This is a genomic window from Jeotgalibacillus alimentarius (assembly GCF_000829445.1).
In the GTDB taxonomy this organism is placed as follows: Bacteria; Bacillota; Bacilli; order Bacillales; family Jeotgalibacillaceae; genus Jeotgalibacillus; species Jeotgalibacillus alimentarius.
In genome coordinates this window covers 16,905-29,384 of sequence record NZ_JXRQ01000017.1, presented here as the reverse complement: position 1 = coordinate 29,384, position 12,480 = coordinate 16,905, and the positions used below count along the sequence as shown (strand labels likewise).

General features: G+C 42.6%; 12 protein-coding genes. 4 read left to right on the top strand and 8 right to left on the bottom strand.

Translation table 11 applies throughout. The annotated features are described in order from the left end of the window. Positions 1–166 precede the first annotated feature (166 nt). Positions 167–1,642 (top strand): SulP family inorganic anion transporter, encoded by a 1,476-nt coding sequence (locus tag KP77_RS07355; protein ID WP_041122082.1) that lies wholly within the window; start codon positions 167–169, stop codon positions 1,640–1,642. Positions 1,643–1,795: 153 nt separating this feature from the next. Continuing rightward, positions 1,796–1,924 (top strand): hypothetical protein, encoded by a 129-nt coding sequence (locus KP77_RS18515; protein WP_268747457.1) that lies wholly within the window; start codon positions 1,796–1,798, stop codon positions 1,922–1,924. A 37-nt stretch (positions 1,925–1,961) separates the two neighbouring features. On the opposite strand, the gene KP77_RS07350 is transcribed toward KP77_RS18515, so the two are convergent. The 8 genes from KP77_RS07350 to KP77_RS07315 form a co-directional block, all read right to left on the bottom strand. After that, entirely contained in the window at positions 1,962–2,426 is a 465-nt protein-coding gene (locus KP77_RS07350) for an NUDIX hydrolase (RefSeq protein ID WP_041122081.1), read from the bottom strand. 86 nt (positions 2,427–2,512) lie between these two features. Continuing rightward, complete coding sequence (locus tag KP77_RS07345) at positions 2,513–3,154, bottom strand: FMN-dependent NADH-azoreductase (RefSeq protein WP_152614693.1); 642 nt, start codon at positions 3,152–3,154, stop codon at positions 2,513–2,515. Between the two features lie 109 nt (positions 3,155–3,263). Further along, positions 3,264–4,631, bottom strand: a complete 1,368-nt coding sequence (locus tag KP77_RS07340; RefSeq protein ID WP_041122079.1) for a SpoVR family protein — start codon at positions 4,629–4,631, stop codon at positions 3,264–3,266. 88 nt (positions 4,632–4,719) lie between these two features. Next, entirely contained in the window at positions 4,720–5,700 is a 981-nt protein-coding gene (locus KP77_RS07335; RefSeq protein ID WP_041122078.1) for a zinc-binding dehydrogenase, read from the bottom strand. 120 nt (positions 5,701–5,820) lie between these two features. Next, complete coding sequence (locus KP77_RS07330; protein ID WP_041122077.1) at positions 5,821–6,474, bottom strand: response regulator; 654 nt, start codon at positions 6,472–6,474, stop codon at positions 5,821–5,823. An 11-nt stretch (positions 6,475–6,485) separates the two neighbouring features. Further along, positions 6,486–7,595, bottom strand: coding sequence for a GAF domain-containing sensor histidine kinase (locus KP77_RS07325; protein ID WP_041122076.1), 1,110 nt, complete (start codon positions 7,593–7,595; stop codon positions 6,486–6,488). 305 nt (positions 7,596–7,900) lie between these two features. Continuing rightward, the gene (locus tag KP77_RS07320; RefSeq protein ID WP_041122075.1) at positions 7,901–9,634 is read right to left on the bottom strand and encodes a phospho-sugar mutase; all 1,734 of its coding nucleotides are present in this window, start codon (positions 9,632–9,634) and stop codon (positions 7,901–7,903) included. 130 nt (positions 9,635–9,764) lie between these two features. Next, complete coding sequence (locus tag KP77_RS07315) at positions 9,765–11,309, bottom strand: bifunctional GNAT family N-acetyltransferase/carbon-nitrogen hydrolase family protein (protein ID WP_041122074.1); 1,545 nt, start codon at positions 11,307–11,309, stop codon at positions 9,765–9,767. 198 nt (positions 11,310–11,507) lie between these two features. Between KP77_RS07315 and KP77_RS07310 the strand changes: the two genes are divergently transcribed. Further along, positions 11,508–11,939, top strand: coding sequence for a disulfide oxidoreductase (locus KP77_RS07310; protein WP_041122073.1), 432 nt, complete (start codon positions 11,508–11,510; stop codon positions 11,937–11,939). Continuing rightward, positions 11,936–12,409, top strand: coding sequence for a thioredoxin family protein (locus KP77_RS07305; protein ID WP_041122072.1), 474 nt, complete (start codon positions 11,936–11,938; stop codon positions 12,407–12,409). Before KP77_RS07310 ends, KP77_RS07305 begins: the two co-directional genes overlap by 4 nt. The last annotated feature ends 71 nt before the right edge of the window (positions 12,410–12,480 follow it).

Below are 12,480 nucleotides of genomic sequence, written 5' to 3'. Positions count from 1 at the left end.
AAAAGTAAGCATATGAGAGAATAATAGACGATTATACTAAATAATACGCTTACATGAAATTTTCCACTCTATAAAGATATGTTATAATTCTCCTCGTTATAAACGGATCCTGACTTTTCTGAGAGTGAAAAGTCGCAAAAATAATTTTAAGGGAGAGATTATTAAATTGGATTTAACTAAATATAAACAGGAGTGGTTTGGGAATGTGCGTGGCGACCTGATGTCTGGTACCTTAGTGGCCCTTGCATTAATTCCTGAAGCCATTGCCTTTTCAATCATTGCAGGCGTTGACCCGATGGTTGGACTTTATGCTGCTTTTTGTATTGCTGTTGTCATTGCATTTATCGGAGGCCGACCTGGAATGATCTCGGGTGCGACTGGTGCGATGGCCCTTCTGATGGTTACGCTCGTTGCTGATCACGGTCTTCAGTATTTATTTGCTGCAACCATTCTGACCGGATTCATTCAGCTGATTATGGGTGTGTTAAAGCTCGGAAAGCTGATGCGGTTTATTCCGAATTCAGTGATGATCGGGTTTGTTAACGCACTGGCTATTCTGATCTTTATGGCGCAGCTTGAACAATTTGAAGGCGCGGGGTGGATTATGTATGGATTAGTGGCTGTATCACTTGCAATCATTTATCTTGTACCGAGATTTTTCAAGGCGATTCCTTCCCCGCTGATTGCTATTATTGTGGTAACTGGGTTTGTGATGGCTACAGGTGTTGGAACGAAAACGGTCGGCGATATGGGGACAATCTCACAAACCCTCCCTTCTTTCCTGATACCAAATGTTCCGTTTACCTTTGAAACGCTGATGATTATACTGCCTTATTCTATCTCACTTGCAATAGTAGGATTGCTTGAATCACTACTGACAGCTCAGATCGTTGATGATATGACGGATACACCTAGTGATAAGAATAAAGAAGCGCGCGGTCAGGGTATTGCCAATATGGTGACAGGCTGCTTTGGCGGTATGGCCGGCTGTGCGATGATTGGACAGGCTGTGATCAATGTGAAGTCTGGTGGACGCGGTCGTCTGTCATCTTTTACAGCCGGTGTTGTCCTGCTTGGACTGATTATGATTCTGACTGATATTGTTGTGCAGATTCCGATGGCTGTGCTTGTTGGTGTCATGATTATGGTGTCTATCGGTACATTTGACTGGAACTCTCTGATGAGACTCCATAAAGTGCCAAGATCGGATGCTGCAGTTATGATCGTGACGGTTGCGACAGTTGTGATCACTCATGACCTGTCAATCGGTGTACTTGCAGGTGTGCTGCTGAGCGCGATTTTCTTTGCTGCAAAAATTTCTAAAGTACACATTGATAAAGAAATTGACGAAGCCGCTTCAACGATTACTTACCGTGTTGACGGTCAGATATTTTTTGCATCTGTGACTGATTTTGTATCTGCAATTGATTACGATACTAAAGGGATCGATACAGTTATTTTTGATTTTAAAAAGGCTCATTTATGGGATGATTCAGCCATTCATGCAGTCGATAAGGTAGCAATTAAACTGCAACAGCATGGTGCTAAAGTTAAATTAACAGGATTAAATGAAGAGAGTAATGAGCTCGTTGATCAGCTTTCAGTATATGATCAGCCTGGTGCTAATACTTCAGGACATTAATCCGCAAACATCCCCCGGATACTCGTTCGTATACGGGGGATATTTATGTCATACAAATAAAGGTCTAATTCACTAAATATTCAGTTTATAATTGAAAGCGCTTTCTTATTCGTTTATAATCAGACTACCTATAGATGAACGGAGTGGATCTGAATGAAAAAGGGTCAGTTGCTTCAGCGTTTGGAAGAGGTTGCGTCACGTGAGGAAAAGCCGGGCGGTATTCAAAACTATTTTATCTTAGGTATCGGGATAGCGGCAGTTATGCTGCATACACTTTTATGATGAGACGAAGCCTTCCGGATGAACCGGAAAGCTTCTTTTACTTTTTCCCAAAATCCGATAGCTGATCTGCTGAATCTCTCAGCATTTTTTTAATTCTCGGACTGATACCTTCCGGGAGTTCATTCGGCGGAAAGAAGTCGGTCTCTATTGTTTCAACTCCATCTGCAGTTAACTCTCCACTGACGTCCTTGGAATAGTAAACGACAGTTATCGCAAAAAATTCATCCCCGTTTGGCAACTTTACATAATAATCTTCTCCGGACAAAACAGTCACCAGTTCAAGCGTGCCGATTTCAATACCATTCTCTTCTTTCACTTCTCTTCTTGCAGCAGATTCAGTTGATTCACCCAGTTCTATCAGTCCGCCAGGCAGTCCCCATACCCCATCAGGCCGTTTCTGCAGAAGAATATTCCCTGTATCATTGAATGCTGCTACTGTGACACCGACCAGGTTAACCGGGTCGTGTCCGATCTTCTGTCTCAGGTTTTCTATGTATCCCATGAACTCACTCCTTTTTAATGATGATAACGTAAAAGATTACAAAAATAAAAGCAGTTCCGCACTACACGGAACTGCTTTTGAATATATTATCGTGCTGCGACTGCACTTAAGTCTTTCGCAACTTCAACAACGCGCTTGAAGCCCTGTTCTTTAATTTCTTCTGTGCGGTCAACATACTGATTATGACCTTCAATAATGACATCAGTCTGCTGCTGGATACCAAAGAAACCAAGTGCATTTTTGATAAAGTTAACACTCATTTCAGCCCCCTGCATTGCAGGTGCAGAATAGTCTCCGCCACGTGCATTCAGCAGAATTGCACGCTTGTCACCCATTAGACCCTGAGGACCTTCAGCAGTATAGCGGAATGTCTCACCTGCACGGAACAGATAGTCCATGTACGTGTGAAGGACTGCAGGTACCGTAAAGTTCCATAGCGGGAATGCGAAAACAACAACATCCGCCTGTTTGAAACGGTCAAGGTGTCTATTAGCAATCGTCAGAACCTTTTCCTCTTTTTCATTCAATGTTGCACTTTCAGCGGCTTTACCCTGTGCAGCAAGGAAGTCCTGGCCGATATATGGCAGTTCTTCATTATATAAATCGACATGATCGATTGTAATCTCTTCATTATTTTTAATTTCTTCTAAAAACAGGTCGTGCATTTTTGCAGATACTGATTGATCTGATGGACGGTTGTTTGCTTTGACTAGTAGTACTCTCATGATGAAAAACTCCTTTTTAAATGATTATTGCTTAACGAGAAATACATATTTTCATTTATCTCGAATACAGGACAATGTTAAAACAAAAAGCAGATCATTTCAAACGATCTGCTCAGGTTGTATAGTCAACCTGTTTTTTATATACCCCACGACCACTGCATGTGAAACAAAAAGTTTTCTGATTGACCACTGTTTCAAAGTGAACTGTTCTTCCCCAAAGCTGATAAATATAGTGAAGCACCTTCTCAAGGTAATGAAGATCAAGCTCGTTTCCTTCATACGCATGCCTGATATAAAGCTCACCGTTTTTCAAGTAATCGCCGTCTTCAACGTATAAACAGGGAAATCCGCCATTGACTCTTGATTGGATCAGTTCATCCCTGACTGCCTCAAAATCCTTATCTGTAATCTTATAATCCTTGCCGAACTGCTGGAATAGATAAAGGTCTTCCTGCCTGGAGAACTCTTTGGTGAAGTAATTTCTGATGAATGACTGATCTGATTCGAGTTCTCTCACTTCAAAAAGTTTCTTCTTCCCTGCTTCTTCACCATGTTGAGCCGCTTCTCTTTTTTCAATATCCTGAAGCAGCTTTAGTCCAAGATAATACGGGTTAATTGATGTTTTTGAAGGCTGAACAACATTTGCATTCAGTTTCGCATACTCAATCGTTTCTTCTTCAGTAAGGGGCAATTCTCTCATGATTTTCTGGTGCCAGTATGTTGCCCAGCCTTCGTTTAGAATTTTTGTTTCAAGCTGCGGCCAGAAATACAGCATTTCTTCACGCACCATTGTCATAATATCCCGTTGCCATTCTTCTAGTTCTTTGCTGTGTGACTGGATAAAGAGCATGAGATCTTTTTCAGGTTGAAGAGGAATTCTTTTTTTCTTTACTTTTTCATCAGTTTGCTGCACTTCTTCCCATAAATCACTATACGGTTCCGCAATTTTTTTGAGCGGTCTATCATCTGAATGCTGTTCTTGTGCTTTAAAAAGCAGTGGATCAATATGTTCTTCAATTGCCAGCACAGCATTTAGAAATTCTTCTACTTTTTTGATTCCAAACTTCTTTTCATATGCTTTGATTCGCTCGGAAGTAGCACTCATCTGCTTAATCATGTCGCGATTTGTCTGGCTGAATCTGATGTTATTTTTAAAAAAGTCGCTGTGAGCAAGTACGTGTGCAATAATCAGCTTATTTTGAATCAGTGTATTTGTATCAAGTAAAAAAGCATAGCAGGGATTTGTATTGATTACAAGCTCATAGATCTTACTCAATCCAAGATCATACTGCATTTTCATTTTGTGATATTGTTTCCCGAAGCTCCAATGGGAAAATCTCGCAGGCATTCCGTACGCACCGAATGTATAGATGACTGATGCAGGACAGATCTCATAGCGCATCGGGTAATAATCAAGACCAAATCCTTTTGCAATTTCAGTCACTTCATCAATTGCTGCAGCAAGTACTTTTGAGTCCACGCAAATCACCTCTTACACATGATATTACGCAGATCCTCTTATTATTCCCTTACAAAGAAAACCGGAAGCCTGGGCTCCCGGTCTTTTATTAATTGATTTCAGCAACAATTTTGCCTTTGACTTTCCGTGTTTCGAGTTCTTCAAGGCCTTCAGGTACTTCTTCGAGTGAAATAACCTGATTGACCAGACTTTTGATTTCACCTTTTATCAGCAGCTCAACCAGATGATCACCAATCGTCTTAAGCGACTTTTCTTCATCAGGATTACCTGACTGATATACGCTGCCAAGTGCTACATGGTGAAATGAGACCGGGTGCGCAAATGATATCGATTCGTTCATTTCAGGCTGACCTGCAATAAATGCGATATGTCCATTAAATGCAAGCGTCTCAAGAGATTTCGTAGCGTTTTCACGGCCGACAGTATCCAGCACATAGTTTACGCCCAGGCCATTAGTATATTCTTTTGTCTTCTCAACAAAGTCTTCCTTTTTATAATCAATCGCAAAATCTGCTCCAAGCTGTTTTACATACGCATGATTTTCCTCTGAAGCCGTTGTAATGACTGTTAATCCTGCATATTTCGCAAGCTGGATAGCAAAACCACCTACACCGCCTGCACCTGCGTGAATCAGAATCGACTTTTCCTTTTGAATATGTAGCTTGAAAAACAATGCCTGATAAGCAGTATAGGCAGCTACCGGTAAGGCTGCAGCATCTGTAAATGAAACTTCTTCAGGCAGAACTGAAACGGTATGCGCTTTTGTCACGATATATTCAGCAAACGCACCTTTGCGGGCCATATCTGCGAGAAACACGACACGGTCACCATTTTTAACTTCCGTTACTTCTGAACCGGTTTCTTCAATGACCCCTGCTGCATCGAGACCCAGAATATGCGGGTAGCTCCACGCCGGTGATCCGTTTTCGCCTGTTTTATAATCGACCGGATTCAACCCGGCTGCCTTTACCTTGACAAGAATTTCATCTGCGGCAGGAACAGGTTTTTCAAACTCTTCAACCAACATATCCCGCCATGTTCCTTTATCTTTTAATAATAGTGCTTTCATGATGAAGTCCTCCTTTTGTCTTTCTTTTGTGTTACCCACTATAAAGATGGTTTAATCAGTACTGTCCACCCGCAAACATACCCAATGAAAAAAACCGGAATAAAAACATTCCGGTTTCATCTAAAACTTTCTGTCAGGGGAAGCAAGGCCGTGTCTGACTGCATAAAGCGCAGCCTGCGTGCGGTCTGATACTTCAAGCTTTGAGAAAAGGTTGGATATATGCGTTTTCACGGTTTTTTCTGTAATAAACAGTGAAGCAGCAATCTCTTTATTACTTTTCCCTTTGGCAAGTTCAAGCAGTACATCTTTCTCTCTTTTTGTTAGCTGATGAATCTCATGCGGTGACTGCTGGTCCGGGTTCGTGCGTGTCATCAGGTGACTGGTTGCCTTTGGATGGAGCGTATTTTCACCTTTTACGAGCTTTCTGATTGAATCAGCAAGCTCATCAGGTTCTATATCTTTTAACTGATAGCCGGCAGCACCTGCTTCAATGGCTGGCACGACGTGATCCTGATCTGAAAAGCTTGTCAGCATCATAATCTCTGTTGATGGCAGTGCACGCTTAATCTCTCTCGTTGCTTCGATCCCGTCCATCTCAGGCATCACAAGATCCATGAGTACGACATCCGGCTGAAACTTCTTCACCATTGCTACTGCCTCTACCCCATTTTTTGCTTCTCCAACAATTTCAATATCTTTTTGTGTTTTTAAAAAGAAGACAAGTCCTCTTCTTACAACATGGTGATCATCAGCGATCAGTAATTTTATTGTCACAGCAGTTCCTCCTAGTAAGGCAGTATGACCTTAATCTGTGTTCCCTCTGACGGGGCACTTTTCAATGAGAACTCTCCATTTAACAGACGCGTTCTCTCCTGCATACTTGATAAGCCGACTGATGGCACTTTGTCTGTATGCTCAGGGAAAAAACCTCTGCCAAAATCACGGATTGTCATCTCAACTTTATCGCCCTTCGCTTCAATCCATATATAGATATCTTTTGCTTCAGCATGCCTTTTACAGTTTGTAATGGCTTCCTGACCGATCCTGAATATCGTTTCTTCCACTTTGGCGGGGAGATTCAGTACTCCCTCTATCTTGATAGATGCTTTTAATCCAAGCATCTCTGCAAACCCATTCAAAGCTTCTGTCAAGCCGCCTTCCATTCCTTTTGGACGAAGCTGCCAGATCAGCGCTCTCATTTCAGTCAATGCTTCCTGTGCAAGAGATTGAAGGCTGTGAAATGTCTCTTTCACCTCTTGATCATCAGTCATTTCCGCTCCCCCTCTTGCAGTGAGCGTCATTGAAAATAATAATTGATTGACTGAATCATGGAGATCGCGTGCTAATCTGTTACGCTCCTGCATCAGCGCTACTTCTTGTTCTTTTTTCGTCAGCTGCATCCTTTTAATCGCTGAGCCGATCTGAAAGGCTACGGATTCTAAGAGCGCGAGTTCATGTTCTTCAAAGCTTCTTCTACCGGGCGTTGCAACGTTTAACAGTCCAAAACGTTCGTTTCCAGACTGAAGGGGTACTGTCGCATGGTGTGTAATACCTTCAGGATTCTCACTGCTTTTATGAAGCGCTTCAGTGATCCGCTTGCACTCAATAATGTTCGAGGCTTTTTTCAATCTCCCCTGCCTGAAACGATTAACACACCAGCAGCCCCCATTTTTCATATAAAAGCAATCCTTATGCATAAGTACCTCAGGAAGATTTTCATGGGCAATCAGCGTGTGCCTGCCGCTCTCTTCGATAAAAAAGATCCAGCCGGTGTGGAAGTGTGTTCCTTCAAGGAATTTTTCGAGTGAACCCTGAAGCATCGACTCAATTTCTGTTTCTTCGTTGAGAAGTTCAGCGATTTCTTTCAGGATTGTCACGTGAGTTGGATCGTTCATTCGATCACCATCCGTTTCGTCTGTTTTTATTATAGGGTAAAAACAGGGTTGAACTAATCAGTCAATAGACTGAAAAGAGGCTGCGACATTGGTGTCTCAGCCTCTTTATTCAATAACCGGTTCACTGCGCTGCAGGCGGTGCTTTCCGGATGTGGGCCGTTTTTTGGCCCCATCCCAAGCCTCCTCGCGCTTTGCGCTGTGGGGTCTCAGCTATCCCGCTAATCGTCCCGGAGTCACCGCCTTCCGCTACGTTCACCTGTGATTCAGATAAGAACCAATACTTTTTCTCAACTTTTTAGAAAGAATTAATTATTCAATTCAGCACGGATTTTTTCCATGAAGGAATCTTTAACACTGTTTAGTTTTTCTTCACTGTTTTCAAGTGTTGACCCGATTACGCTGAAGTAAAATTTGATTTTCGGTTCTGTGCCGCTTGGGCGTACACATACCCACGAACCATCTTCAAGGAAATATTTCAGTACGTTAGATGAGGGAAGATTGATTTTATATTCTGCCCCTTCTTTTGAGTGCCGGCGCAGTGATGTTAGATAGTCTTCCTGAGCATCAACTGACAGTCCTGCAATTTCAGACAATGGTTTTTCGCGCAGTGACGAAAGCAGAGACTGAATTTTTTCAGCACCGTCTTTTCCTTTCATCGTGATCGATTCAAGGTCTTCTTTAAAGTAACCGTGCTCCTCATAAAGTGCCAGCAGTACTTCATATAGTGTCTTTCCTTCAGCTTTATGATAAGCAGCTGCTTCTGTCGCAAGAAGGGCAGCCTGAATCGCATCTTTATCACGTGCAAAGTCTTTTACCAGATAGCCATAGCTTTCTTCATAGCCAAACAGGAATGCGTACTCACCTGTTGCTTCGTAAGCTTTAATTTTTTCTCCGATAAATTTGAACCCTGTCAGTACGTCTTCAGCAGTTGCACCGTAATGCTCAGCTACTTTCCGGCCGATTTCAGAGGTTACAATGGTCTTAAACACGCGTCCGTTTTCAGGCAGGTGACCTTTTTCTTTTTTTCTGGCAAGCAGATAATCAAGAAGGATCGCACCAGTCTGGTTCCCTGTCAGCAGTGTATACTCACCGTTCGGTCCCTGAACAGCAAGACCCAGTCTGTCTCCATCCGGATCAGCAGTGATTAAAAGATCTGCTCCAATCTCTTTCCCGTCACGGATCGCAAGTTCAAATGCACCCGGCTCCTCAGGGTTAGGAGATTTAAGAGTAGGGAATTCAGAGTCAGGCTGTTCCTGCTCTGTTACTACATGCACGTCATACCCAAGCGCTTTCAGTCCGCGCTGAACCATTACATTCGATGCACCGTGAAGTGGTGAGAAGACAACTTTCAGGTCCGTTTCTCTTGCCATCTGCGGCTTTTCAGATACAGTGATCAGGTGCTCTGCATAAGCGTCATCCACGTCTGCTCCTACCATTTCGATCAGACCCTGAGCTTTCAGTTCATCCACAGGCTTCACCTGAATATCCAGCTCATTTTCAATGATGTTAATTTCATCAATCACATCGTCAGCATCCTGCAGGTTCAGCTGTGCACCATCCGCACCATACACTTTAAAGCCGTTGTATTCCGGCGGGTTATGACTGGCTGTTGTCATTCCACCCATGAACGTTCCAAGGTGACGTACGGCAAATGACAGTTCAGGTGTTGAGCGCAATGACTCAAACACATATGTTTTAATGCCGTGAGAGGCGAGCGTGCGTGCAATCTCAAGTGAGAATTCCGGAGATTTTCTGCGGCAGTCATAGGCCAGCACGACACCCTTCTTCTTTGCATCTTCACCATTTTTTTCTATGTACTTAGCGAGCCCTTCAGCTGCTTTGCGGACAGTATAGATATTCATCTTATTCGTTCCTGCTCCAATTTCTCCGCGCATACCGCCTGTGCCGAATTCAAGATTTTTATAAAACGCATCTTCTATCGCTTTATCATTGCCTTTCATCGCTGCCAGCTCAGCGTGAAGCTCCTGGTCCAGCCCGTCAAAAGTAACCCATTTATTATAAACCTGTTGTACGCTCATAAAATCCCCTCCACTTTTTTCTTATTGTAGCACGCACGCCCTGTATTGAATATTGAAAAGTCTGAAAGAAGCCCGTAAAAATAGGACATGACAGACCTTCATGCAAGAAGGTTTGTCATGTCCTTTAAGATTACTGCTTTTTATAGTTGATTGAATAGATGTCATGTCTGCGGTCTTTCAGCTGGCGCACGGTTCCGCCCTGGCGCTGACGACGCAGAATTTCAAGGTCAACGTCACCGATCATCACCATTTCAAGGTTTGGATCTGTCTCTCCTACAATACCATCACGCGCAAATTCAAAGTCAGACGGTGCAAAAATTGCTGATTGTGCATACTGAATATCCATGTTTTCAGTTTCCGGCAGGTTGCCGACTGTACCTGAAATCACTGTGTAGATCTGATTTTCAACAGCACGTGCCTGTGAGCAGTATCTTACACGCAGATACCCCTGACGGTCTTCTGTACAGAATGGCGTGAAGATAATCTTTGCGCCCATATCCGTTGCGATACGTGCAAGCTCAGGAAACTCAATATCATAGCAGATCTGAATTGCGATTTTTCCACAGTCAGTATCAAATACACGTACTGTATCTCCCGGGCTGATTCCCCACCACTTTCTTTCGTTTGGTGTGATGTGAAGCTTATACTGCTTCTCAATCGTTCCGTCTCTTCTGAACAGATAAGCGATGTTATAAATCTCGTCATCTTCTTCTTTTACAAAGTGAGAGCCGCCAATAATATTAACGTTGTAGCGCACTGCAAGATCTGTGAAGAGTTCAATATACTCTTCCGTGTAATCTGTCAGCTTTCTGACTGCCATACTCGGAGACTTTTCGTTCAGGAAGGACATCAGCTGAGTAGTAAAAATCTCAGGAAACACAACAAAATCTGATTGTGCGTCTGATGCCACATCTGTAAAGTATTCAACCTGATTTGCAAAATCTGTGAAAGAATCGATCTGACGCATCATGTACTGAACCACACAGATGCGCACAGGGTGGCTTGTCTTAAAGTGTCTCTTCGTCTTCGGACGGTAGTCCACATTGTTCCATTCCATTAATGTTGCATACTTATTCGACTGCTTATCGTCCGGAAGATAATTCGGATTGATCCTCATCAGTGTAAAACCGTTAATCAGCTGAAATGACAGGACCGGATCATAGATTTTATGCATTTGAACTGAATCTACGTATTCACGAGGAGACATTTCGCCTGCGTATTTATGATAGTTTGGAATACGCCCGCCGATGATAATACTTTTCAGATTGAATTCCCGCGCAAGTTCTCTTCTTGCTTCATACAGTCTGTGACCGACTTTCATCCGGCGGAAATCGGGATGAACCATCACTTCGATCCCGTACAGGTTATAGCCGTCCGGATTATGATTTGTAATGTACCCTTCATCTGTTACGTCATCCCACGTATGGCGGTCGTCATATTCATCAAAGTTAATAATCAGACTTGAGCATGACCCGATAATATCCCCATCAAGCTCCGCTACAAGCTGACCGTCCGGGAACATTTCAAGGTGACTTTCAAGATGTTCCACTTTCCATGGCTGCATGCCAGGGAAACACAGTCTTTGCATATGAATAATTTTATCTATATCAGCATGAATCATTTTACGAATGATCATCTTTTTCTCAAATTGAGACAAATCCAGTTTCTCAGACATAGGTTTCACTCCTCAAACGTGTATTCATTTAATTATAAACCCAATTAATAATAATAACAGCTTCCATACTTTTTGTGCCAAACTTTAGACAAATTCAATATGTAATTTCCCATACCTGATTTTCAAAGCTTGTATTATTCACAATTAACTTTTACAATCTTCAATGACAATAGTTTTTTTGTGAAAGAAGGCGTCTTAATGACCAAAAAGATAGAAAATATGCTTTTTGCTGCCTGGGCTGCTGCGTTTACTGCTGTGATGGGTTCACTGTACTTCTCTGAGATCAGAGGCTTTGAGCCTTGTGAACTTTGCTGGTATCAGAGAATCTTTATGTACCCGCTCGCAGTGATCCTGCTGATTGCAGTGATTAAAAAGGATGCAAAAGCTGCCCTCTATTCAGCAATTCTGTCAGGGATTGGCGGATGTATATCCATTTACCATTACAGTATTCAAAAGATTGATGCCCTGTCATCTTCTGCTCCGTCATGCGGGATGGTCCCATGCACAGGGGAATATATTAACTGGGCTGGCTTTATTACAATTCCATTTTTAGCACTGACAGCCTTTACGATTATTTTTGTATTCAGCCTGATTATTCTTAAGCAATCGAAAGGAGCAACACAATCATGAAAAAAGTATTACTCTTTGGCGGTGTAATCGTATTAATTTTTGCTGCCATTGCACTGATCACTAATATGCAAAACGAATCAAAAGTCGAAGGAAATCCATATGGAAAAGACGATCTGGAACAGTCTACTATTGATCTGCTGGATAACGAAAACTATCAGAATCAGATTTTGCCGGATGAACTTGAGGAGCGCATTACAAGCGGTGAACCGACAACCGTGTATTTCTTCAGCCCTGAATGTCAATACTGTCTTGAAACTACACCAATGCTTGCACCACTCGCTGAAGAAATGGGCGTTGATATGGTTCAGATGAACTTAATTGAGTTCCAGGATCAGGGGAGTAAATACGGCATTCAGTCAACACCTACTTTAATTCACTTTGAAGATGGTGAGCCGGTTGACGGTATTGTCGGTGCTGCACCTGAGGAAGATTACCGCGAGTTCTTTGAACGGAACGTAACAGGCGGATAATATGAACACTGCCAGGAGTAAAACTTCCTGGCAGTTTTTTCATTATAAATATTCGAAAGGAGCTTAAATCA